The organism is Pseudomonas sp. Pse35, assembly GCF_024519715.1.
GTDB classification, from domain to species: Bacteria; Pseudomonadota; Gammaproteobacteria; order Pseudomonadales; family Pseudomonadaceae; genus Aquipseudomonas; species Aquipseudomonas paracarnis.
Genome location: NZ_JALJRP010000022.1, coordinates 26158 through 51086, shown reverse-complemented (window position 1 = coordinate 51086; position 24929 = coordinate 26158). Strand labels below are relative to the sequence as shown.

Below are 24929 nucleotides of genomic sequence, written 5' to 3'. Positions count from 1 at the left end.
GCAGGCAAGCCAGCTCCCACATGACTCGTGTTCACAAAGTTAAGAATTCAAATAGTCAGTCTGGTCAGCTCGACACCGGGTTCCTGGGTCACGCTCAACTGCTCCACGATTGCCGCCTGTAAACGCAGGCACAGCTCCGGGTCGGACAGTGGCTGGTTGTCGGCATCGGTGATAAAGAACACGTCTTCTACCCGCTCGCCCAGGGTCGCAATCTTGGCATTTTGCAATGACAGGTCGAACTCCAGGAAAATCCCGCCGATACGCGCCAGCAGGCCTGGGCGATCCGGTGCGCTGAGCTCCAGCACCGTCACCGGGCGCTGTGCGTCGTTGGAAATGGTCACCTGAGGCGCAAAGGCAAAATGCTTGAGCTGGCGCGGCACCCGGCGCTGGATGATGGTGGGGTAGTCGTCGGGGTTGCGCAGGGCTTCGGTGAGGCCCTCGCGGATCTTTTTCACGCGCGCCGGGTTGTCGCCAATCGAGTCGCCGTCGGCGTCGAGCACGATGTAGGTGTCGAGGGTGAACTGGCTGCTGGAGGTGATGACCCGGGCGTCATGGATGTTCAGGTTGAGCTGGTCCATGGCCGCCACGGTCACGGCGAAGAAGTCGTGCTGGTCGGGCGCGTAGATGAAGATCTGCGTGCCGCCTTCGAATTCGCGCTGGGTGGTTTCCTTGATCAAGACCAACGGGCCGCCATCGGCGGGTTGCTGCAGGATCGCGTCGCTGTGCCAGGCCACGTCGCCGGCGGTGTGGCGCAGGAAGTAATCGTCACCCAGTTGCGACCAGAGTTGCTCGACGTCGTCCGGGTCGTTACCGCCGCGCACCAAGATATCCAGGGCTGCGCTTTGGGTGCGGCGGATCTGCTCTTCGCGGTCCACCGGGTTCTCCAGGCCACGGCGCAGGGCGCGCTTGGTCTCGGTGTACAGCTGGCGCAACAGGCTGGCGCGCCAGGAGTTCCACAGCGTCGGGTTGGTGGCGTTGATGTCGGAGACGGTCAGCACATACAGGTAATCCAGGCGGGTTTCATCGCCGACGATGCCGGCAAAGTCGTGGATCACCTGCGGGTCGGACAAGTCCTTGCGCTGGGCCGTGGTCGACATCACCAGGTGGTTCTGCACCAGCCAGACAATCAGGCGGCTGTCCCACACCGGCAACTGGTGGCGCTGGCAGAAGGCTTCGGCATCGACCGCGCCGATCTCCGAGTGGTCGCCATGCCGGCCTTTGCCGATGTCGTGGTACAAGCCGGCCAGGTAAATCAGCTCGGGCTTGGGCAGCTTGGCCATCAGCTTACTGGCCAGCGGGAATTTCTCTGACACCTGGGTGTACTGCAACTTACGCAGGTGCTTGATCAGGTTCAGGGTGTGGGCATCGACGGTATAGATATGGAACAGGTCGTGCTGCATCTGCCCGACGATAAAGCCGAACTCCGGCAGGTAGCGCCCGAGAATGCCGTAGCGGTTCATGCGTCGCAGGTTGCGGTGGATGCCGATGCGGCACTTGAACAGTTCGATAAACAGGCTGGTATTGCGAATGTCGTTGCGAAAATCGTCGTCGATCAGGTGACGGTTTTCCCGCAGCAAGCGGATGGTATCGGCACGCACGCCTTTGATCTCCGGCTGCTGGGCCATCAACACGAAGATTTCCAGCATGGCGAACGGCGTGCGGCGGAACACGTTGTCGTTGCGTGCTTCGATATAGCCGTCGTGCAACTGGAAACGCGCATTGATCGGCTGCGGTGGCGCTTCGTCTTCGGGGGCCAGGATCACTTCTTCGAAGTGCTGGATGATCAAGTCGCTGAGCTGGGCAATGCTCATGACTACCCGGTAATACTGCTGCATGAAGCTCTCGATGCTGGTCTTCGCATCTTCGCCTTCAAAGCCCAGAAGGGTAGCGATAGAGCGCTGGTGATCGAAGAGCAGGCGGTCTTCGGAACGACCGGCCAGCATGTGCAGGGCGTAGCGCACCTTCCACAGGAATTCCTGGGACGAGGCCAGCAGGGAATTTTCGCTCTCCACCAGAAAGCCTTCGCCGGCCAGGGCGCGCAGGTTCAGCGTGCCGTATTGACGGCGCGCCACCCACAAGATTGTCTGGATATCCCGCAGCCCACCGGGTGAGCCTTTGACGTTGGGTTCCAGGTTGTATTCGGTGTCGTTGTACTTGTGGTGCCGGGCTTTTTGCTCGGCGCGCTTGGCCAGGAAAAAGTCTTTGCTTGGCCACATGTGTGCGGTACTGGTGACTTCAAGCATGCGCTGGCGCAGGCGCTCGGGGCCACAGATGGTGCGGCTTTCCATCAGGTTGGTGACCACCGTCAGATCGGCACGGGCCTCTTCGGCGCATTCGTCCACCGAGCGTACGCTCTGGCCGACTTCCAGGCCGATGTCCCACAGCAACGTCAGAAAGCGCTCGATGGAATCGCGAAAGATCTCGTGATCGGCCTGGTCCAGCAGGATCAGCAGGTCGATGTCGGAGTAGGGGTGCAGTTCGCCGCGACCGTAGCCGCCGACCGCCACCAGGGCGATATCGGCGTCGAAACTCCAATTGAACTGCTCCCAGGCCTTTTGCAGGATGTTATCGACGAACCAGGCGCGGTCTTCGATCAGGCGGCGAATATCCCGGCCGCTGCGAAAGCGCGCATCGAGCACCTCGCGGGCTTGGCGGATAGCCTTCTTGAAGGCGGCGATGGGGCTTGCCTTCAGTGCCAGCTCGGCCTGGAATTGGCCACGGTCGAAGAGTTCGGGATCCACCTGGGGCATCGTTCGGCTTTCCTTTCTATCTATCAGTCAGTCACAACACGTTGCGGGAAAACCTGGGCGACCTTCAGGCAGAAACGCGTGGGATGGTGTCGTCAGCGCGCAGGGTGAAGATCTCGTAGCCGGTGTCGGTGACCAGCAGGGTGTGCTCCCACTGGGCCGAGAGCTTGCGGTCCTTGGTGATGGCGGTCCAGCCGTCGCCCAGCACCTTGGTGTCGGCCTTGCCCTGGTTGATCATCGGTTCGATGGTGAAGGTCATGCCGGCCTTGAGTTCCATGCCGGTGCCGGCGCGGCCGTAATGCAGAATCTGCGGCTCTTCGTGGAACACCTTGCCGATACCGTGGCCGCAGAACTCGCGCACCACCGAGAAGCCGTTCTTTTCCGCGTGCTTCTGGATCACTTCACCGATGTCACCCAGGCGGCAGCCGGGCTTGACGATCTCGATGGCCTTGTACATGCATTCCTGGGTGACCTGGGACAGACGCTCGGCCCATACCGGCACATTACCGACGTGGAACATGCGGCTGGTGTCGCCGTGGTAACCATCCTTGATCACCGTGACGTCGATGTTCAGGGTGTCGCCGTCTTTCAGTGGCTTGTCACCGGGAATGCCGTGGCAGACCACGTGGTTGATCGAGGTGCAGATCGACTTGGGGAAGCCTTTGTAATTCAGCGGGGCAGGGATGGCTTTTTGCACGTCGACTATATAGTCGTGGCAAATGCGGTCCAGCGTTTCGGTGGTGACGCCGGGCTTGACGTGTTCGGCGATCATTTCCAGCACGTCGGCAGCCAGTTTGCCGGCAACGCGCATGCCTGCGATGTCTTCGGCGGTTTTCAAGGTAACGGTCATACAGGCTCTCTCTAGCGCGACGCGCTGAAATCAATACGGTTCACGGGGAGCGCGACAAAGGGGTACAGCATTCGCGCAAGTCCCAAAAAACGCGATTCTAACAGACGATGCTGGCAAATCATGCGCGTCTGGTGATCGCTTCTCTCTATGAGGTAGAGGCATGTTGGCTGTATTCAAGGGGTTACGCAAAGACGACGACCGGCAAGTGTGATTGCGGGTTTCGTTTTTGCCGATGCTGTGGTATAAAATGCGCCGCTTTCCGGGGATACCCCGCAAAGCTTAAATCCACACACGTGTCGACACGATGACCTGGGTGCCGGAGGCCTTGATGCCGCTGGTTGGTCATTGGGATACGTGGAGGCCAAACCCGACTTATTAAGGAACTATCATGTCCCAAGTCAACATGCGCGATATGCTGAAGGCCGGTGTGCACTTCGGTCACCAGACCCGTTACTGGAACCCGAAAATGGGTAAGTACATTTTCGGCGCGCGTAACAAGATTCACATTATCAACCTTGAAAAAACCCTGCCAATGTTCAACGAAGCGCTGACTTTCGTAGAACGTCTGGCCCAGGGCAAAAACAAGATCCTGTTCGTTGGCACCAAGCGTTCCGCTGGCAAGATCGTTGCTGAAGAAGCAGCACGTTGCGGTTCGCCGTACGTCGATCACCGCTGGTTGGGCGGCATGCTGACCAACTTCAAAACCATCCGTGCTTCCATCAAGCGTCTGCGTGACCTTGAAGTACAAGCCGAAGACGGTACTTTCGCCAAGCTGACCAAGAAAGAAGCGCTGATGCGCTCCCGTGACCTGGAAAAGCTCGATCGTTCCCTGGGTGGTATCAAGGACATGGGCGGTCTGCCTGACGCACTGTTCGTTATCGACGTTGATCACGAGCGCATCGCGATCACCGAAGCCAACAAGCTGGGCATCCCGGTTATCGGCGTAGTCGATACCAACAGCAGCCCGGAAGGCGTTGACTACATCATCCCAGGCAACGATGACGCAATCCGCGCTATCCAGCTGTACATGGGTTCGATGGCTGACGCTGTAATCCGTGGTCGCAACCACGTTGCTGGTGGTACCGAGCAGTTCGTTGAAGAAGCTCCGGTAGCTGCCGCTGAGTAATTGACGCCCTGGCGTTGACTCAGTAAGCAAAAAGGGGGCTTGGCCCCCTTTTTGCCACCTCGAAAACCATTTGTCGGCAGCGCAGCTACATTATTTGTAACGTGCAGCGGCCTACAACGGAAATTCGGGAAGAATTGATCGCCCGTTTGATCGGGTGGAATGGTTGAAAACCTATCCAAGAGGATTTTGAAATGGCAGAGATTACTGCAGCGTTGGTTAAAGAACTGCGTGAGCGTACCGGCGAAGGCATGATGGATTGCAAAAAGGCCTTGACCAAGGCCGGCGGCGACATCGAAAAAGCCATTGATGACATGCGTGCTTCCGGCGCCATCAAGGCTGCCAAGAAAGCAGGCAACGTGGCTGCTGAAGGCGCTATCGCTCTGAAAGAAGACGGCAAATCCGCCGTTCTGCTGGAAGTGAACTCCCAGACCGACTTCCTGGCTCTGCAAGATGACTTCAAGGCATTCGTTGCTGCCAGCGTCGAAAAAGCTTTCGCTGACAAGCTGACCACTGTTGAGCCTCTGATCGAAGCTCAAGAAGCAGCTCGCCTGGTACTGGTCGGCAAGGTTGGCGAAAACGTCAACATCCGTCGCCTGGTTCGCGTTGAAGGTGACGTAGTTGGTGGCTACCTGCACGGCAACAAAATCGGTGTTGCAGTTGTTCTGAAAGGCGGCGACGTTGAGCTGGCCAAAGACATCGCGATGCACGTTGCTGCAAGCAACCCTGAGTTCCTGCTGCCTTCGGAAGTTTCGGCCGAAGCGATCGAGCGTGAAAAAGCTGTGTTCCTGCAGCTGAACGAAGAAAAAATCAAAGGCAAGCCAGAAAACATTGTTGAGAACATGGTCAAAGGCCGTATCAGCAAGTTCCTGGCCGAAGCAAGCCTGGTTGAGCAGGCGTTCGTCAAGAACCCTGAAATCAAGGTTGGCGAACTGGCCAAGAAAGCCGGTGCTGAAATCGTTTCCTTCACTTACTTCAAAGTAGGCGAAGGCATCGAGAAGCCGGTCGACAACTTCGCTGAAGAAGTTGCTGCCCAGCTGGCTGCCGCCAAGCAATAAGACAGTTCCAAACTGTCGCCGAAAGAGGCTGCCCGCTCACGCGCGCAGCCTCTTTTCAAATGGGAAGGCCAATTTTATTTGGTTTCCTCTCGGAACTGGCTTACAAAGCCGTGTTCCGATGGCGCTGTGACAGCGTCCAGCTAGAGTGAACGCAAGCCGTAAACGGCTCGCCAAGAATTTTTTAAAAAATACGCCGCAGGAGAGATTCGCAATGGCTCAGCAGGGCAGTGGTTATCAGGCTCGCTATAAACGCATTCTACTCAAGCTCAGCGGCGAGGCCCTGATGGGCTCGGAAGAGTTCGGGATCGATCCCAAGGTGCTTGACCGCATGGCGCTGGAAGTCGGCCAGTTGGTCGGTATCGGCGTGCAGGTCGGCCTGGTGATTGGTGGTGGCAACCTGTTCCGCGGTGCGGCACTGAGTGCGGCCGGTATGGACCGGGTTACCGGCGACCACATGGGCATGCTGGCCACTGTGATGAACGCCCTCGCCATGCGCGACGCCCTGGAGCGCGCCAACATCTCGGCCATCGTGATGTCGGCAATTTCCATGGTTGGCGTGACCGATCACTATGATCGCCGCAAAGCCATGCGCCACCTGAACTCCAAGGAAGTGGTGATCTTTGCTGCTGGCACAGGTAACCCGTTCTTCACTACCGACTCGGCCGCATGCCTGCGTGCTATCGAAATCGATGCCGACGTGGTGTTGAAGGCGACCAAGGTGGATGGCGTATACACTGCAGACCCATTCAAAGACCCGCATGCCGAGAAGTTCGATCATCTGACCTACGATGAAGTACTGGATCGCAAGCTGGGTGTCATGGACCTGACCGCTATCTGCCTGTGCCGCGACCACAAGATGCCGCTGCGCGTATTTAACATGAACAAGCCCGGCGCCCTGCTGAATATCGTACACGGCGGCGCAGAAGGGACTCTGATCGAGGAAGGCCAACAATGATCAACGAAATCAAGAAAGACGCCCAGGCGCGTATGCAGAAATCCCTGGAATCCTTGAGCCATGCCTTTGGCCAGATCCGTACTGGCAAGGCGCACCCAAGCATCCTGGGCAGCGTGATGGTGCCTTACTACGGTTCCGACACCCCGCTGAGCGGCGTGGCCAACGTGACCGTGAAGGATTCGCGTACCCTGCAAGTTGTTGCCTTCGAGCGCAACATGCTCGCCGCCGTCGACAAGGCTATCCAGAGTGCCGGCCTGAACCTCAACCCGACCAACTTGGGCGAGTTGCTGCTGATCTCCATGCCAGCCCTGACCGAAGAAACCCGCAAGGGCTTCACCAAGCAGGCGCGCAGTGCTGCTGAAGATGCGCGCGTTGCCGTGCGTAACATCCGCCGCGATGCACTGGGCGATCTGAAGAAGCTGGTCAAGGACAAGGAAATCAGCGAAGACGAAGAACGCCGCGCCGTCGCTGATATCGACAAGCTGACCAAGGACGCCGAAGCCCAGATCACCAAGGCGACCGAAGAAAAAGAAAAGGACCTGATGGCCGTATAAGGGGTCAGGACGCCTTCATGGAAAAGACCAAGCAGACTGTGCCCTCCGTGGTGCCGCGCCATGTCGCGATCATCATGGATGGGAATAATCGCTGGGCGAAAAAACGCTTTATGCCGGGTGTTGCCGGGCATAAAGCGGGTGTTGACGCGGTAAGGGCGGTGATTGAGGTGTGCGCCGAGGCCAAGGTCGAAGTATTGACCTTGTTCGCGTTCTCCAGTGAGAACTGGCAGCGGCCCGCCGATGAAGTCAGTGCCTTGATGGACCTGTTCTTCAAGGCATTGCGTCGTGAGGCCAAGCGCCTCAACGACAACAACATCAGTCTGCGCATCATTGGTGATCGCTCGCGGTTCCATCCGGAGCTGCAAGCTGCCATGCGTGAAGCCGAGGCCATCACTGCCGGCAGTAACCGTTTTGTGTTGCAGATCGCAGCCAACTACGGTGGCCAGTGGGATATCGCCCAGGCTGCGCAGCGGCTGGCCCGCGAAGTGCAGGCCGGCCATCTGCGCCCGGACGACATCACGCCCGAACTGTTGCAAACCTGCCTGGTGACCGGCGACCTGCCGTTGCCGGACTTGTGCATTCGTACCGGTGGCGAGCATCGCATCAGCAATTTCCTGCTGTGGCAGTTGGCCTACACCGAGCTGTACTTCTCCGACCTGTTCTGGCCGGACTTCAAACACGATGCCATGCGTAATGCACTGGCTGATTTCGCTTCCCGTCAGCGTCGCTTCGGTAAAACGAGCGAGCAGATCGAAGCTGGAGCCCGGGTTTAAATGCTTAAACAACGAATCATCACGGCGCTGATCCTGCTGCCGATTGCCTTGTGCGGTTTTTTCCTGCTCGACGGTTCCGGTTTTGCGCTGTTCATCGGCCTGGTTGTGACCCTTGGTGCGTGGGAGTGGGCGCGCCTGGCAGGCTTCGTCAACCAGTTGCCGCGTGTGGCCTATGCCGCCTTGGTCGCGCTGTTGTTGTTCTTCATGTACATCCTGCCGGACATCGCGCCCTGGGTGCTGGGGGCTGCAGTGTTGTGGTGGGCGTTGGCGACTTTCCTGGTGCTCACCTATCCGCGCACCAGTGGCCAGTGGTCCAGCGTGGCCTGCAAGCTGGTGATTGGCCTGGCGATCCTCTTGCCGGCCTGGCAAGGGCTGGTGGAGATCAAGCGTTACCCGCTGGGCAACGAATTGATCCTGGCTGTGATGGTGTTGGTATGGGGTGCCGACATTGGTGCCTACTTCTCGGGTAGAGCTTTTGGCAAACGCAAGCTGGCCCCGGCCGTAAGCCCCGGCAAGAGCTGGGAAGGTGTATACGGCGGCCTGGCCTTGACGCTGCTGATCACCCTGGTGGTCGGTGTGGTGCGTGACTGGTCGGTAAAGGAGGTGCTTCTGGCCTTGCTGGGGACGGCTATTGTCGTCTTCATCTCGGTGGTGGGCGACCTTACCGAGAGCATGTTCAAACGCCAGGCGGGCATCAAGGACAGCAGTAACCTGTTGCCTGGTCATGGCGGTGTGCTTGACCGTATCGACAGCCTCACCGCTGCGCTGCCTATTTTTGCCGTGCTGTTGTGGATGATCGCTTCGTGAGCCGCCTGCAGCAGGTTACGGTGCTGGGTGCGACCGGCTCGGTCGGGCTCAGTACCCTGGATGTCATCGCGCGTCACCCCGATCGCTATCAGGTTTTCGCCCTGACCGGCTTCACGCGTTTGCGCGAGTTGCTGGCCTTGTGCGTGCGTCACTCGCCGCGCTTTGCCGTGGTGCCGGAAGCTGCTGCGGCTCGCAGTCTGCAGGATGATCTGCGGGCTGCCGGGCTGGCCACTCAGGTATTGGTTGGCGAGGCAGGCTTATGCCAGGTCTCGGCCGACGCGGACGTGGATACGGTGGTGGCGGCGATTGTCGGTGCGGCAGGTTTGCGCCCGACCTTGGCGGCAGTCGATGCTGGCAAGAAAATCCTGCTGGCCAACAAAGAAGCTTTGGTCATGTCCGGCGCACTCTTTATGCAAGCGGTGCGTAAGAGCGGAGCGGTGCTGCTGCCTCTGGACAGCGAGCACAACGCCATCTTCCAGTGCATGCCCGGTGATTTTGCCCGCGGCTTGAGCCAGGTCGGCGTGCGCCGAATTTTGCTGACGGCATCGGGTGGCCCATTCCGCCAGACTCCGTCGGCCGAGCTGGACCATGTGTCTCCCGATCAGGCATGCGCTCACCCGAACTGGTCCATGGGGCGCAAAATCTCCGTGGATTCGGCGAGCATGATGAACAAGGGCCTGGAGTTGATCGAGGCATGCTGGCTGTTCGATGCGCGGCCTGACCAGGTTGAGGTGGTCATTCACCCACAAAGTGTGATCCATTCCCTGGTCGATTACGTGGATGGTTCGGTGTTGGCGCAATTGGGTAACCCGGACATGCGCACACCGATCGCCAACGCCTTGGCGTGGCCTGAGCGGATTGATTCCGGCGTAGCACCGTTGGACTTGTTTGCAATCGCGCGCCTGGACTTCGAAGCCCCGGACGAGCAGCGTTTCCCTTGTTTGCGCCTGGCGCGGCAAGCGGCCGAGGCGGGTAACAGTGCCCCGGCGATGCTTAACGCGGCCAACGAAGTGGCCGTGGCGGCGTTTCTTGAGCGGCGCATCCGCTTTCCGCAGATCGCGAGTATCATCGAGGACGTCCTGGCGCTTGAGCCGGTAGTGGCAGTGAATGACCTGGAGGCGGTGTTCGAGGCCGACACCAAGGCCCGAGCCCTGGCCGGGCAATGGTTGGATCGCAATGCGGGTTAGGCCGCGGGCAGGTTTGAGTCTTCAGGCATTGGATTGAAATGCGGAGAAATTAGATGAGTGCGCTCTACATGATTGTCGGCACCCTGGTTGCTCTGGGTGTGTTGGTGACCTTCCACGAATTCGGCCACTTCTGGGTGGCGCGTCGTTGCGGCGTCAAGGTATTGCGCTTTTCCGTCGGTTTCGGCATGCCGTTGTTGCGCTGGCATGATCGCCGCGGCACTGAGTTTGTGATTGCTGCTATCCCGTTGGGCGGCTACGTCAAGATGCTCGATGAGCGCGAAGGCGAAGTGCCTGCAGACCAGCTGGACCAATCCTTCAATCGCAAGACCGTTCGTCAGCGTATTGCGATTGTGGCGGCGGGACCGATCGCCAACTTCCTGTTGGCGATGGTGTTTTTCTGGGTCTTGGCCATGCTGGGCAGCCAGCAGGTGCGCCCGGTCATTGGCGCGGTCGAAGCCGACAGCATCGCGGCCAAGGCGGGCCTGACGGCAGGGCAGGAAATTGTATCGATTGATGGCGAACCCACCACAGGGTGGGGCGCGGTCAATTTGCAGTTGGTGCGTCGCCTGGGTGAAAGCGGCACCGTCAATGTGGTAGTGCGTGACCAGGGCTCCAGCGCCGAAACCCCGCGGGCATTGGCGCTGGACCATTGGCTCAAGGGCGCCGATGAGCCCGATCCGATCAAATCCCTCGGGATCCGCCCTTGGCGTCCGGCCTTGCCGCCGGTGCTGGCCGAGCTGGATCCAAAGGGGCCGGCCCAGGCTGCTGGCCTGAAAACCGGTGATCGCCTGTTGGCCCTTGATGGCCAGGCGCTGGGTGACTGGCAGCAGGTGGTTGACCTGGTGCGTGTGCGCCCTGATACCAAAATTGTGCTGAAAGTTGAGCGCGAAGGTGCTCAAATCGACGTCCCCGTGACCCTGTCGGTGCGAGGCGAAGCCAAGGCGGCCGGGGGCTACCTGGGGGCAGGGGTCAAAGGTGTCGAATGGCCGCCATCGATGGTGCGAGAGATCAGCTACGGGCCTTTGGCAGCGATTGCAGAGGGCGCGAAACGCACCTGGACCATGAGCGTGCTGACCCTCGAATCCCTCAAGAAAATGTTGTTCGGTGAGCTCTCGGTAAAAAACTTGAGTGGACCGATAACCATTGCTAAAGTGGCGGGCGCTTCTGCCCAGTCGGGTGTCGCGGATTTCCTGAATTTCCTGGCTTATCTGAGTATTAGCCTTGGGGTTCTGAATTTGCTGCCCATTCCAGTATTGGATGGGGGGCATCTGCTGTTTTATCTGGTCGAGTGGGTGCGTGGTCGCCCCTTGTCGGATCGGGTGCAGGGTTGGGGGATACAGATTGGTATCAGTTTGGTGGTCGGGGTGATGTTGTTAGCCCTGGTCAACGATCTGGGACGTCTGTAACGCTTCGCTGAATTGCGAATCTGCCGCATTTTGCGGCAGTTTGTTTATTGCCAGTTGGAATAAGAAAGGACTTCATGAAACGTCTGCTGCTAACTGCGGTTCTCACCGTATTGATGATCGCCGAAGTTCACGCCGAGTCCTTCACCATCTCCGATATTCGCGTCAATGGCCTCCAGCGGGTCTCCGCGGGTAGCGTCTTTGGTGCCTTGCCGTTGAACGTCGGGGAACAGGCGGATGATCGTCGCCTGGTGGAATCCACTCGTGCGCTGTTCAAAACCGGGTTCTTTCAAGATATCCAACTGGGTCGCGAAGGCAACGTCCTGGTCATCACGGTCGTCGAGCGACCTTCCGTCGCCAGTATCGCGATCGAAGGTAACAAGGCCATCTCCACTGAAGACCTGATGAAGGGCCTGAAGCAATCGGGCCTGGCCGAGGGCGAGATCTTCCAGCGCGCAACCCTTGAGGGTGTGCGTAACGAGTTGCAACGTCAGTACGTTGCCCAGGGCCGCTACTCCGCGACCGTGGAAACCGAAGTGATCCCCCAGCCTCGTAACCGTGTGGGCCTGAAGGTCAACATCAACGAAGGCACCGTGGCCGCCATCCAGCACATCAACGTCGTGGGCAACACCAAGTTCCCTGATGAAGACCTGGTCGACCTGTTCGAACTCAAGACCACCAACTGGTTGTCGTTCTTCAAGAACGATGACAAGTACGCCCGTGAAAAACTCTCCGGTGACCTGGAACGCCTGCGCTCCTACTACCTGGACCGTGGCTACATCAACATGGACATCGCTTCGACCCAGGTGTCCATCACCCCGGACAAGAAGCACGTCTATATCACCGTCAACGTCAACGAAGGCGAGAAGTACAAGGTTCGTGACGTCAAGCTCAGCGGCGACCTGAAAGTGCCTGAAGACCAGGTCAAGTCCCTGCTGCTCGTGCAGAAGGACCAGGTGTTCTCGCGCAAGCTGATGACCACCACCTCAGAACTGATCACCCGCCGCCTGGGTAACGAAGGCTATACCTTCGCCAACGTCAACGGCGTGCCGACCCCGAATGATGAAGACCACACCGTGGACATCACCTTCGTCGTCGATCCTGGCAAGCGTGCCTACGTCAACCGTATCAACTTCCGTGGCAACACCAAGTCCGCGGACGAAGTGCTGCGTCGTGAAATGCGTCAGATGGAAGGTGGCTGGGCTTCGACCTACCTGATCGACCAGTCCAAGACCCGTCTTGAGCGCCTGGGCTTCTTCAAGGAAGTCAACGTCGAAACCCCGGCCGTACCGGGTGTGGATGACCAGGTTGATGTGAACTACGCCGTTGAAGAACAAGCCTCGGGTTCGATCACCGCCAGCGTCGGTTTTGCCCAGAGTGCCGGTTTGATCCTGGGTGGTTCCATCACGCAGAACAACTTCCTGGGTACCGGTAACCGTGTGTCCATCGGCCTGACCCGCAGCGAATACCAGAGCCGATACAACTTCGGCTATACCGACCCCTACTGGACTGCAGACGGTGTGAGCCTGGGCTACAACGCCTTCTACCGCACCACCGACTACAAAGACCTCGATGTTGACGTTGCAAGCTATGCGATCGACAGCCTGGGTGCCGGTGTAAACGTGGGTTACCCGATCAGCGAGACTTCGCGCCTGACCTTCGGCCTTACCGCCCAGCAGGATGAGATCAAGACCGGTATTTATACCGTGGACGAAATCTTCGACTTCACCCGTCGTGAAGGCGACAAGTTCCTGAACTTCAAGGCGTCTGCCGGCTGGTCCGAGTCGACCCTGAACAAAGGCGTACTGGCAACCCGCGGCCACTCCCAGAGCCTGACCGCGGAAGTCACTACGCCGGGCAGCGACCTGTCGTTCTTCAAGCTCGACTACCGCGGCCAGTTGTTCCAGCCGTTGAGCGATAACTACACCATGCGCCTGCACACAGAGTTGGGCTATGGCGACGGTTATGGTTCGACCAATGGCTTGCCGTTCTATGAAAACTACTATGCAGGTGGTTTCAACTCGGTACGTGGCTTCAAGGACAGCACTCTGGGTCCGCGTGGTACGCCGAGCCGCGGTTTTGACCGGACCGGTAACCAGGGCACTGTCGCTGACTCGGACAACGACCCGCTGCCATTCGGTGGTAACGTGCTGATCCAGGGTGGTGCGGAGATTCTGTTCCCGCTGCCGTTCGTCAAGGACCAGCGTTCCCTGCGTACTTCGGTCTTCTGGGACGTGGGTAACGTGTTCGACTCCAAGTGCGAACAGATCAAAAACCCAAGTGGCTTGAAGTCCAATACTCAATGCAACGACGTGAGCCTCAGCAACCTGGCGAGCTCCGTGGGCGTGGGTGTGACCTGGGTGACTGCGCTGGGCCCGTTGAGCTTTGCTCTGGCCATGCCGATCAAGAAACCGGATAACGCTGAAACCCAGATTTTCCAATTCTCCCTCGGCCAGACGTTCTAAGCGTCTGACCTAAGATAACGACAACGGATTCTGTAGGAGTACATCGTGCGTAAGTTGACTCAATTGGTCTTGCTGGCCACTGTGCTGGTCACCACCCCGGCCTTCGCCGAAATGAAAATCGCGGTCCTGAACTATCAGATGGCCCTGCTGGAGTCCGATGCGGCCAAGCGATACGCCGTGGATGCCGAGAAGAAATTCGGTCCGCAGCTGACCAAGCTCAAGACACTGGAAAGCAGCGCCAAGGGTATCCAGGACCGCCTGGTAGCCGGTGGCGACAAGATGCAGCAAGGCGAGCGCGAGCGTCTGGAGCTTGAATTCAAGCAAAAGGCCCGTGACTACCAGTTCCAATCCAAGGAGCTGAACGAAGCCAAGGCTGTGGCCGACCGCGAAATGCTCAAGCAGCTCAAGCCGAAATTGGACAGCGCTGTGGAAGAAGTCATCAAGAAGGGTGCCTTTGACCTGGTGTTCGAGCGTGGCGCCGTGATCGACGTCAAGCCTCAATACGACATCACCCGCCAGGTGATCGAGCGCATGAACCAGCTGAAGTAAACCATGACAGCGACTATCAAGCTCGGCGAGTTGGCCGAGTTCCTGGGGGCCACCTTGCGTGGCTCCAAGGAGAAAGAAATCACTGGGCTAGCCACCTTGCAGGAGGCTGGCCCAGCTCAGTTGAGCTTCCTCGCAAATCCTCAATACCGTAAATACCTGGTCGACTGCCAGGCCGCAGCAGTGTTGCTGAAGGCCGCCGACGCCGAAGGGTTTACCGGGGATGCGCTGGTGGTGGCCGATCCGTACCTGTCGTACGCCAAGGCGTCGCACCTGTTCGATCCCAAGCCGAAGGCGGCCGGCGGTATTCACCCGTCTGCCGTGATCGCCGATGATGCCCAGGTTGATCCTGCCGCCAGCATCGGTGCATTCGCCGTGATCGAAAGCGGGGCGCGTATTGGTGCTGGTGTCACCGTGGGTGCCCACTGCTTTATCGGTGCACGCTGTGAAATTGGTGCCGATGGTTGGCTGGCCCCCCGCGTGACCCTCTACCACGATGTGCGTATTGGTCAGCGTGTGGTCATTCAGTCCGGTGCTGTTATCGGCGGCGAAGGCTTTGGCTTTGCCAACTCCAAAGGTGTCTGGCACAAGATCGCCCAGGTCGGTGGCGTATTGATCGGCGATGATGTGGAGATCGGTGTAAACACTGCGGTGGATCGCGGGGCTCTGGCCGATACCGTGATCGGTAACGGTGTGAAGCTCGATAACCAGATCCAGATCGCCCACAACGTGCAGATTGGCGATCACACCGCCATGGCTGCCTGCGTGGGCATCTCCGGCAGCACCAAGATCGGCAAGCATTGCATGCTCGCCGGTGGCGTTGGGCTGGTGGGGCATATCGATATTTGCGACAACGTCTTCATCACCGGCATGACCATGGTGACCCACTCGATCACAGAGCCAGGGGCCTACTCGTCCGGTACCGCGATGCAACCTGCGGCCGAATGGCGCAAGAGTGCCGCGCGTTTGAGGAAGATCGACGACATGGCACGACGTATCAAACAGCTTGAAAAGCGTGTCGGGGACGTGACCCCTGGCGGTAATGCTTCATCAGAAGGCTGATACCATTTCCATATCAAGTGTGCGCAGCCGCTAGACGGCCTCCTTGATTTGCTAGCGGGGCGTGCGCCTGGTGCGCCCGCCCCCAATCTTTATTACAGGCTTCCCCCCGAAATGATGGACATCAACGAGATTCGCGAATACCTGCCTCACCGTTACCCGTTCCTGCTGGTGGACCGCGTAGTGGACCTCAATGTCGAGGAAAAGCGCATTCGTGCCTACAAGAATGTCAGCATCAACGAACCATTCTTCAATGGTCACTTTCCTGCGCATCCAATCATGCCAGGTGTGTTGATCATCGAAGCCATGGCCCAGGCTGCCGGTATCCTTGGTTTCAAAATGCTCGACCTCAAGCCTGCTGACGGCACGCTTTACTATTTCGTGGGTTCGGACAAGCTGCGTTTTCGCAACCCGGTCACCCCGGGTGACCAGTTGATCCTGGAAGCCAAGTTCATCAGTTGCAAACGCCAGATCTGGAAGTTCGAATGCCAGGCCTCGGTAGATGGCAAGCCGGTGTGCTCTGCCGAGATCATCTGTGCGGAACGCAAACTATGAGTTTGATTGACCCTCGCGCAATCATCGATCCGTCGGCCGTACTGGCCGCCGACGTTGAGGTCGGCCCTTGGTCGATCGTCGGCGCAGGTGTGGAAATCGGCGAGGGGACTGTCATCGGGCCGCACGTGATCCTCAAGGGTCCGACCCGCATTGGCAAACACAATCGCATCTACCAGTTTTCCTCGGTAGGCGAAGACACCCCGGACATGAAGTACAAGGGTGAAGAAACACGCCTGGTAATCGGTGACCACAATATTATCCGTGAAGGCGTCACCATTCACCGTGGCACCGTGCAAGATCGCGCCGAAACCACCTTGGGTGATCACAACCTGGTCATGGCCTATGCGCACATCGGCCATGACAGCGTGATCGGCAATCATTGCATCCTGGTCAACAACACTGCGTTGGCAGGCCATGTGCACGTTGATGACTGGGCGATCCTTTCCGGCTTCACCCTGGTACATCAATACTGCCATATCGGCGCCCACAGCTTTTCCGGTATGGGCACCGCCATCGGCAAGGATGTCCCGGCATTCGTGACGGTGTTCGGCAATCCTGCCGAAGCCCGCAGCATGAATTTTGAAGGCATGCGTCGTCGTGGTTTCAGCGAAGAAGCCATCCACGCCCTGCGCCGTGCCTACAAGACGGTTTACCGCCAAGGGTTGACCGTGGAGCAGGCCCTGGCCGAGTTGGCCGAGCCTGCCACGCAGTTCCCGGAAGTCGCGGTATTCCGTGATTCTATCCAGACCTCGACTCGCGGCATCACCCGCTGATCATGGCCACTCTGCGTATTGCGCTCGTGGCCGGTGAAGCTTCCGGCGATATCCTGGGTTCTGGCTTGATGCGCGCGCTCAAGGCCCAGCATCCGGCGGTGGAATTTATCGGGGTCGGCGGCCCGTTGATGCAGGCCGAAGGCCTGACCTCCTATTTCCCCATGGAGCGCCTGTCGGTCATGGGACTGGTGGAAGTCTTGGGGCGCCTGCGTGAGCTGCTGGCTCGCCGCAAGCTGCTGATCAAGACGCTGATCGAAGAAAAACCTGACGTCTTTATCGGCATCGATGCGCCGGACTTCACGCTCAATATCGAACTCAAGTTGCGCCAGGCCGGGATCAAGACCGTGCACTACGTCAGCCCATCCGTGTGGGCGTGGCGCCAGAAGCGTGTGTTGAAAATCCGCGAAGGCTGCGACCTGATGTTGACCTTGCTTCCATTCGAAGCCCGGTTCTACGAGGAGAAGGGCGTGCCGGTGCGGTTTGTCGGCCACACCCTGGCTGACGCCATTCCCTTGCAGGCTGATCGTGCGGCTGCGCGCGCCGAGCTGGGCTTGCCCGATGGCCCGTTGGTAGCGTTGATGCCAGGCAGTCGTGGCGGTGAGGTGGGGCGTTTGGGGGCGTTGTTTTTTGATGCTGCCGAACGTCTTCAGGCGCAAAAGCCGGGAATCCGCTTTGTGCTGCCTTGCGCCAGTCCACAACGTCGTGCACAGATCGAAACCCTGCTGGAAGGCCGCAACCTGCCGTTGACCCTGCTCGATGGCCAGTCCCACCTGGCCCTGGCAGCCTGCGATGCGGTGTTGATCGCCTCGGGCACTGCCACACTTGAGGCCCTGCTGTACAAGCGGCCGATGGTCGTGGCCTATCGCCTGGCGCCACTGACCTTCTGGATCCTCAAGCGCATGGTCAAGAGCCCTTACATTTCCTTGCCCAACCTGCTGGCCCAGCGCCTGCTGGTGCCGGAGTTGTTGCAGGACGATGCAACGCCCGAAGCGCTTGCGCAAACCCTACTACCCTTGATTGACGGCGGCGAAGAGCAGACCCGTGGTTTCGACGATATTCACCGCACGTTACGCCGTGATGCCTCGAACCAGGCGGCCGACGCCGTGTTGACCCTGATCGGCCATAAACAGGAAGCCTTATGACCATGCAAATGGGCCTGGATTTCAGTCTCGTCGCCCAAGCCCACGAACTGGTGGCGGGTGTTGACGAAGTCGGGCGCGGCCCGCTGTGTGGCGCAGTGGTCACGGCGGCGGTGATCCTTGATCCGAACCGCCCGATCCTGGGGCTCAACGATTCGAAGAAGCTCACCGAAGCCCGTCGCGAAAAGCTCTATGACGAGATCTGTGAGAAAGCCCTGAGCTGGCATATCGCCCGGGCTGAAGTCGAAGAAATCGACGAGCTGAATATCCTGCACGCCACCATGCTGGCGATGCAGCGCGCTGTGGAAGGGCTGCACATCACCCCGAAAATGGCGATGATCGACGGTAACCGCTGCCCCAAACTGACAATGCCGTCCGAAGCGGTGGTAAAGGGCGATAGCAAGGTTCCCGCCATTGCCGCCGCCTCGATCCTGGCCAAGGTCAGCCGCGACCGTGAAATGGCCGCGTTCGAATTGATCTATCCCGGCTACGGCATTGGTGGCCATAAAGGCTACCCGACCCCCGTTCATCTGGAAGCCCTGGCTCGGCTCGGCCCCACCCCGATCCATCGCCGCTCGTTTGCCCCGGTGCGCCAGGCTTATGAGGCCCGTGAAAGTCTGATCGAGGTATAGCAGCAAGGCTGATGTTTTTACCCAGGCCCGGTACAATCCGGGCCTTGTTGTTTTCATGTATCAAGACAGGATCACTATGCCGGCTTCATTCGTTCATCTACGCCTGCACACTGAGTACTCCCTGGTCGACGGCCTGGTACGGATCAAACCGCTGGTCAAAACCCTGGTGGGCATGAACATGCCTGCGGTTGCGGTTACCGACCAGAACAACATGTGTTCCCTGGTCAAGTTCTACAAGAACGCCATGGGCGCCGGCATCAAGCCGATCTGCGGCGCCGATCTGTGGCTGTCCAACAAAGACCCGGATAACCCCCTGAGCCGCATCAGCCTGCTGGCGATGAACGGCGTGGGTTATCGCAACCTCACCGAACTGATCTCCCGTGGCTTTATCGATGGTCAGCGCAACGGCTCGATCATCATCGAGCGCGAGTGGGTGGCCGAAGCCAGCGAAGGACTGATCATGCTCTCGGCGGCCAAAGAGGGCGAAATCGGCATCGCGCTGCTGGGCGGCAACCCTCAGGAAGCCGAAGTGCTGGCGCGTGAGTGGATGCAGGTGTTCCCAGGCCGGTTCTACCTGGAAGTCCAGCGCACCAACCGCCCCAACGATGAAGAGCATCTGCACGCTGCCGTAGCCCTGGCCGATAAGCTGGGTGCGCCGCTGGTGGCGACCAATGATGTGCGCTTTATCAAGAAAGAAGATTTCGAAGCCCACGAGACCCGCGTGTGCATCGGCGAAGGCCGTGCCTTGGATGACCCGCGCCGCTCGAAGAACTACAGCGAAGAGCAGTACCTCAAAAGCGCCGAGGAAATGGCGGAGCTGTTCAGCGACTTGCCCGAGGCCCTGGAAAACTCCGTCGAGATCGCCAAGCGCTGCAACATCGAAGTGAAGCTGGGCAAACACTTCCTGCCCAACTTCCCGATTCCCGATGGCATGACCATCGACGAATACTTTCGCAAAGTGTCGTTCGATGGCCTGGAGGAACGCCTCAGCGTCCTGCTGCCCAAGGACACCACCGAGGACTACGAAGCCAAGCGCCAGGTGTATGTCGATCGGTTGAATTTCGAGCTGGATATCATTATCCAGATGGGGTTCCCCGGTTACTTCCTGATCGTAATGGACTTTATCCAGTGGGCCAAAAACAACGGTGTGCCGGTAGGCCCTGGCCGGGGGTCAGGTGCTGGCTCGCTGGTGGCCTACGTACAGAAGATCACCGACCTTGACCCGCTTGAATATGACCTGCTGTTCGAACGGTTCCTGAACCCGGAACGGGTTTCCATGCCCGACTTCGACGTCGACTTCTGCATGGATGGCCGTGACCGCGTGATTGAGTACGTGGCCGAAAAATACGGTCGCAACGCGGTAAGTCAGATCATCACCTTCGGCTCCATGGCCGCCAAAGCGGTAATCCGCGACGTGGCGCGGGTGCAGGGCAAATCCTACGGTTTGGCGGACCGCCTGTCGAAGATGATCCCGTTCGAAGTCGGCATGACCCTGGAAAAAGCCTACGAGCAGGAAGAAATCCTGCGCGACTTCATCAAGGTCGATGAAGAAGCCGCCGAAATCTGGGACATGGCGCGCAAGCTCGAAGGCGTGGTGCGTAACGTCGGTAAACACGCCGGTGGTGTGGTTATTGCGCCGACCAAGCTCACCGACTTTTCGCCGATCTATTGCGATGAAGAAGGCGACGGCCTGGTCACCCAGTTCGACAAGGACGACGTGGAGGCCGCCGGCCTGGTGAAGTTCGACTTCCTCGGCCTGCGGACCCTGACGATCATCGACTGGGCGCTCAAGACCATCAACCGCGACCGTGCCAAGGTCGGCGAAGAGCCGCTGGATATCGCGTTTATCCCGCTGGACGACAAGCCGACGTACAGCCTGCTGCAAAAAGCCGAAACCACCGCAGTGTTCCAGCTTGAATCCCGGGGCATGAAGGAGCTGATCAAAAAGCTCAAGCCCGACTGCCTGGAAGACTTGATCGCACTGGTGGCCCTGTTCCGTCCGGGCCCGCTGCAATCGGGCATGGTGGATGACTTCATCAACCGTAAACACGGCCGGGCCGAGCTGGCTTACCCGCATTCCGACTATCAGTATGAAGGCCTCAAGCCCGTACTGGCGCCGACCTACGGCATCATCCTGTACCAGGAACAGGTGATGCAGATCGCCCAGGTGATGGCCGGCTACACCCTCGGCGGTGCGGACATGCTGCGTCGCGCCATGGGTAAGAAAAAGCCCGAGGAAATGGCCAAGCAGCGCGGCGGTTTCATTGAAGGTTGCGCCACCAACAATATTGATGCCGACCTGGCCGGTAACATCTTCGACCTGGTAGAAAAGTTCGCCGGTTATGGCTTCAACAAATCCCACTCCGCCGCCTATGGCCTGGTGTCGTACCAGACCGCCTGGCTGAAAGCCCACTACCCGGCACCGTTCATGGCGGCGGTACTTTCGGCGGATATGCACAACACCGACAAGGTCGTGACCTTGATCGAGGAAGTGCGCACCATGAAGCTGCGCCTCGACGCGCCGGACGTGAACGCTTCGGAGTTCAAGTTCACGGTGAACGACGAAGGCCGCATCATCTATGGCCTTGGCGCGATCAAAGGCGTGGGCGAAGGCCCGGTCGAGGCCATTACCGAAGCGCGTCAGGACGGGCCGTTCAAGGAACTGTTCGACTTTTGCGCACGCGTTGACCTCAAGCGCATCAACAAGCGTACCCTCGATGGCCTGATCCGCAGCGGCGCACTCGACCGTCTTGGCCCGTATTTTCATGATGAGCCGAAGGCTTACCAGGCCAATATCGACCGCAACCGTGCGGTGCTGCTGACCGCCATGGAAGAGGCCATCAAGGCCGCCGAACAGACCGCCCGTACCCATGACAGCGGCCACGCCGACCTGTTTGGCGGGCTGTTCGTCGAAGAAGATGCGGATGTCTACGCGAATCACCGCAAGGCCAAGGAGCTGACTCTGAAGGAGCGCCTCAAGGGTGAAAAAGACACCTTGGGCCTGTACCTCACTGGCCACCCGATTGACGAGTACGAAGGCGAAATCCGCCGTTTTGCCCGCCAGCGCATCATCGACCTGAAACCGGCGCGGGATACCCAGACGGTTGCCGGTATGATCATCGCCCTGCGGGTGATGAAAAATAAGAAGGGCGACAAGATGGGCTTCATCACCCTCGATGACCGCTCGGGCCGCATCGAAGCGTCATTGTTTGCCGACGCGTTTCACTCCGCCCAATCGCTGTTGCAGACCGACGCCATGGTGGTGGTGGAAGGGGAGGTCAGCAATGATGACTTCTCCGGTGGCCTGCGCCTGCGCATCAAGCGCGTGATGAGCATGGAAGACGCCCGCACCAATCTGGCCGAAAGCCTGCGCCTGAAGGTCAAGACCGAAGCGCTTAAAGGTGATCAGCTACGCTGGTTGGGTGACCTGCTAAAACGCCATCGTGGCGCATGCCCGGTGACCATGGAGTACACCGGCAGCGATGCCAAGGCCATGTTGCAGTTTGGTGAGACGTGGCGAATTGATCCAGCTGATGGCTTGATTCAAGCTTTGCGTGACCAGTTCGGGCGAGACAACGTCTTCCTCCAATACCGTTGACGGTCAGATAGATCTGATCTCGACTAAACATTTAATCTCGACCTAAACGCGCCTCTCCCTTAAGGTAGGGCGCGAATAGACAACCGGCTGGCCAGGCACCCCTTGGCCGTCGACCCAAGACGGACGCTTATGAACCCGAATTTTCTTGATTTCGAACAGCCGATCGCTGACCTGCAAGCCAAGATCGAAGAGCTGCGCCTGGTCGGCAATGACAATTCGCTGAACATCGGTGATGAAATCGCTCGCCTGCAAGACAAGAGCAGCACGCTCACCGAAGACATCTTCGGCAAGCTGACCAGCTGGCAGATCGCGCGCCTGGCTCGCCATCCGCGCCGTCCCTACACCCTGGACTACATCGAACACATCTTCACCGAGTTCGACGAGTTGCACGGCGACCGTCACTTCTCCGACGACGCAGCCATCGTGGGCGGCATCGCTCGCCTGGACGACCAGCCGGTGATGGTGATCGGTCACCAGAAGGGCCGTGAAGTGCGCGAGAAAGTACGCCGCAACTTCGGTATGCCGCGCCCGGAAGGCTATCGCAAGGCGTGCCGCCTGATGGAAATGGCCGAGCGCTTCAAGATGCCGATCCTGACCTTCATCGACACGCCGGGTGCCTACCCGGGTATCGACGCCGAAGAGCGCAACCAGAGCGAAGCGATTGCCTGGAACCTGCGCGTCATGGCGCGCCTGAAAACCCCGATCATCGCCACTGTGATTGGTGAAGGTGGTTCCGGCGGTGCCCTGGCCATTGGTGTCTGCGACCAACTGAACATGTTGCAGTACTCGACCTACGCGGTGATCTCGCCGGAAGGTTGTGCCTCGATCCTGTGGAAAACCGCCGAAAAGGCGCCGGACGCTGCCGAAGCCATGGGTATCACCGCCGATCGCCTCAAAGGCCTGGGTATCGTGGACAAGGTCATCGCCGAGCCACTGGGCGGCGCCCACCGTGACCCGGCTGCCGCTGCTGCGACCATCCGTGCCGAGTTGGGATCGCAACTGGCGATGCTCAAGAAGCTGGATAACGAAGCGCTGCTGGCTCGTCGTTATGAGCGCCTGATGAGCTACGGCCTCTAAGCCGACGCTGTACCCAATGCGGGAGCCGGCTTGTGTGGGAGCTGGCTTGCCGGCGATAGCATCACCTTGGTATCACTGATACCTCGAGGTGCCTGCATCGCGGGCAAGCCCGGCTCCCACATTTGTTTTGTGTATGCTGACGGACGTATTCAAGCTTTGCGGCGGTGACGTGTGATGAAACCAACCCTGCCGGCCACACTCCTGCACACCCTGGCCGACTGGCGCAACGCGCCGGCCTGGCATATCGCATTCTCCGGCGGTCTCGACTCCACCGTTCTGCTGCACCTCCTGGCCTCATTGGCCAAAATCGAAAATCTGCCTCCTGTCAGCGCCGTCCATGTCCACCATGGCCTGCAAGCTGCTGCCGATGCTTGGCCCTCTCATTGCCAATCGGTCTGCGACAGCCTGGGCGTACCTTTGCGCGTCATGCGCGTGCAGGTCAGTCAGGGTGCGAGCCTTGAACGTGCGGCCCGCGAGGCGCGCTACCAAGCGTTCATGCAGGTCCTAGGGGTGGGGGAGGTGCTTTTCACTGGCCAGCATCGCGACGATCAAGCCGAAACCCTGCTGTTTCGCCTGCTGCGTGGCGCCGGTGTAAGAGGGCTGGCGGCTATGCCTGAGCATCGCCCCTTGGCGCAGGGGTGCTTGGTGCGGCCGTTGCTGGCATTTTCCCGTAGCGACCTGGAAGCCTACGCCCATCAGCATCAGTTGCAGTGGATCGACGACCCCTCCAACGTTGATCCACGGTTTTCCCGCAATTACCTGCGTCACCACGTACTTCCCACGCTGACGAAACGCTGGCCACAGGCGATCACCCACTTGGCTCGCACGGCTGAACACATGACCGAGGCTCAAGGGCTGCTCGACGAATTGGCGATGATGGACCTGCAGCGCGCCGATCAGCCTTCTGCGCTTCCCTGGTTGCCTCTGCCGTCCCTGGCGCTTGAACCATTGCGCGAGCTATCCGATGCCCGCCAGCGTAACGCCCTGCGGCATTGGCTCACGCCACTGACCCGTTTACCCGACAGCGACCACTGGGCCGGTTGGCATGCCCTGCGCGATGCCAAGAGCGACGCACAGCCTCTGTGGCGCCTGGCCGACGGCCAAATGCAGCGTAGCGGTGAACGCATCTGGTGGTTGCCCTCAACATGGTCGGAGTTTTCCGACGCATCGGTGAGCTGGCCCGATCCGCAAGATCCACTAGAGTTAACGGGCAATGGTCAACTGAGGTTTATCGGCAAGACCCCCGAAGGCCCGCTGGAGGTGCGTTATCGCCAGGGTGGCGAAATCATCGACGTAGCGGGCCGAGGCCGGCGGGATCTCAAGCGTCTGCTGAATGAAAGCGGCATGCCGGGCTTCGCCCGTGGCAGATTGCCGCTGGTCTATCGGGGCGAGCAATTGCTGGCTGTGCCAAGCGTTGCGGGGGCATGGTCCAGGTCGGTGGGTGAGGTGCAATTGGATTGGTTGCCACAGACCTGCGATCAAGGTTTGAGCTGATAGCGCCTTTCCGGTAGACTACGCTCCCTTCTTGATACAACTTCTGTGGATTCGCCTGAATCGCAGTCGTTGCCGATTACCAAGCAGTCTTTGCTGGGCGATTCCAAAAAATGTGTAGCGATCAACGTACCGGT

General features: G+C 59.2%; 20 protein-coding genes. 18 read left to right on the top strand and 2 right to left on the bottom strand.

Features of this window, described 5'->3' with window-relative positions; genetic code table 11:
• Nucleotides 1-47: 47 nt before the first annotated feature.
• A complete protein-coding gene (locus OC445_RS18480; protein WP_262020243.1) occupies nt 48-2750 on the bottom strand; it encodes a [protein-PII] uridylyltransferase in 2703 nt (900 codons plus the stop codon).
• 64 nt (nt 2751-2814) lie between these two features.
• The gene (map, locus tag OC445_RS18475; protein ID WP_054917857.1) at nt 2815-3597 is read right to left on the bottom strand and encodes a type I methionyl aminopeptidase; all 783 of its coding nucleotides are present in this window, start codon (nt 3595-3597) and stop codon (nt 2815-2817) included.
• Between the two features lie 388 nt (nt 3598-3985).
• On the opposite strand from map, the gene rpsB reads away from it, so the two are divergent.
• From rpsB to tilS, 18 genes are all read left to right on the top strand, one after another.
• The gene (rpsB, locus tag OC445_RS18470) at nt 3986-4723 is read left to right on the top strand and encodes a 30S ribosomal protein S2 (RefSeq protein WP_003189158.1); all 738 of its coding nucleotides are present in this window, start codon (nt 3986-3988) and stop codon (nt 4721-4723) included.
• 191 nt (nt 4724-4914) lie between these two features.
• Nucleotides 4915-5778: a translation elongation factor Ts gene (gene tsf / locus OC445_RS18465; protein WP_005785711.1), complete on the top strand. Its 864-nt coding sequence runs from the start codon at nt 4915-4917 to the stop codon at nt 5776-5778.
• Nucleotides 5779-5989: 211 nt separating this feature from the next.
• Complete coding sequence (pyrH, locus tag OC445_RS18460) at nt 5990-6733, top strand: UMP kinase (RefSeq protein ID WP_003189161.1); 744 nt, start codon at nt 5990-5992, stop codon at nt 6731-6733.
• Nucleotides 6730-7287, top strand: a complete 558-nt coding sequence (frr, locus tag OC445_RS18455; protein WP_003189163.1) for a ribosome recycling factor — start codon at nt 6730-6732, stop codon at nt 7285-7287. Before pyrH ends, frr begins: the two co-directional genes overlap by 4 nt.
• Before the next feature lie 17 nt (nt 7288-7304).
• On the top strand, nt 7305-8060 hold the full coding sequence (gene uppS, locus OC445_RS18450) for a polyprenyl diphosphate synthase (RefSeq protein WP_005785713.1): 756 nt from the start codon (nt 7305-7307) through the stop codon (nt 8058-8060).
• Nucleotides 8061-8867, top strand: a complete 807-nt coding sequence (locus OC445_RS18445) for a phosphatidate cytidylyltransferase (RefSeq protein ID WP_070415440.1) — start codon at nt 8061-8063, stop codon at nt 8865-8867.
• Nucleotides 8864-10054, top strand: coding sequence for a 1-deoxy-D-xylulose-5-phosphate reductoisomerase (ispC, locus tag OC445_RS18440; RefSeq protein WP_198714773.1), 1191 nt, complete (start codon nt 8864-8866; stop codon nt 10052-10054). The genes OC445_RS18445 and ispC overlap by 4 nt, the downstream gene beginning before the upstream one ends.
• Before the next feature lie 53 nt (nt 10055-10107).
• On the top strand, nt 10108-11460 hold the full coding sequence (gene rseP, locus OC445_RS18435; RefSeq protein ID WP_262020242.1) for a sigma E protease regulator RseP: 1353 nt from the start codon (nt 10108-10110) through the stop codon (nt 11458-11460).
• Nucleotides 11461-11534: 74 nt separating this feature from the next.
• A complete protein-coding gene (bamA, locus tag OC445_RS18430; protein WP_057975605.1) occupies nt 11535-13922 on the top strand; it encodes an outer membrane protein assembly factor BamA in 2388 nt (795 codons plus the stop codon).
• A 45-nt stretch (nt 13923-13967) separates the two neighbouring features.
• On the top strand, nt 13968-14471 hold the full coding sequence (locus OC445_RS18425) for an OmpH family outer membrane protein (protein WP_003189173.1): 504 nt from the start codon (nt 13968-13970) through the stop codon (nt 14469-14471).
• A 3-nt stretch (nt 14472-14474) separates the two neighbouring features.
• A complete protein-coding gene (lpxD, locus tag OC445_RS18420; RefSeq protein ID WP_034126835.1) occupies nt 14475-15530 on the top strand; it encodes a UDP-3-O-(3-hydroxymyristoyl)glucosamine N-acyltransferase in 1056 nt (351 codons plus the stop codon).
• Nucleotides 15531-15641: 111 nt separating this feature from the next.
• Nucleotides 15642-16082: a 3-hydroxyacyl-ACP dehydratase FabZ gene (fabZ, locus tag OC445_RS18415; RefSeq protein WP_003172281.1), complete on the top strand. Its 441-nt coding sequence runs from the start codon at nt 15642-15644 to the stop codon at nt 16080-16082.
• Nucleotides 16079-16855: an acyl-ACP--UDP-N-acetylglucosamine O-acyltransferase gene (gene lpxA, locus OC445_RS18410; RefSeq protein WP_032893181.1), complete on the top strand. Its 777-nt coding sequence runs from the start codon at nt 16079-16081 to the stop codon at nt 16853-16855. The genes fabZ and lpxA overlap by 4 nt, the downstream gene beginning before the upstream one ends.
• A 2-nt stretch (nt 16856-16857) precedes the next feature.
• Entirely contained in the window at nt 16858-17997 is a 1140-nt protein-coding gene (gene lpxB / locus OC445_RS18405) for a lipid-A-disaccharide synthase (RefSeq protein ID WP_072446902.1), read from the top strand.
• Nucleotides 17998-17999: 2 nt separating this feature from the next.
• Nucleotides 18000-18626, top strand: a complete 627-nt coding sequence (rnhB, locus tag OC445_RS18400; protein ID WP_161793220.1) for a ribonuclease HII — start codon at nt 18000-18002, stop codon at nt 18624-18626.
• A gap of 76 nt (nt 18627-18702) precedes the next feature.
• Nucleotides 18703-22224 carry a DNA polymerase III subunit alpha gene (dnaE, locus tag OC445_RS18395; RefSeq protein ID WP_262020241.1) on the top strand — a complete coding sequence of 1174 codons (3522 nt, stop codon included), beginning with the start codon at nt 18703-18705 and terminating at the stop codon, nt 22222-22224.
• Nucleotides 22225-22353: 129 nt separating this feature from the next.
• The gene (locus OC445_RS18390) at nt 22354-23301 is read left to right on the top strand and encodes an acetyl-CoA carboxylase carboxyltransferase subunit alpha (protein ID WP_003189182.1); all 948 of its coding nucleotides are present in this window, start codon (nt 22354-22356) and stop codon (nt 23299-23301) included.
• A 174-nt stretch (nt 23302-23475) separates the two neighbouring features.
• Entirely contained in the window at nt 23476-24795 is a 1320-nt protein-coding gene (gene tilS / locus OC445_RS18385) for a tRNA lysidine(34) synthetase TilS (RefSeq protein ID WP_054917866.1), read from the top strand.
• Nucleotides 24796-24929 lie beyond the last annotated feature (134 nt).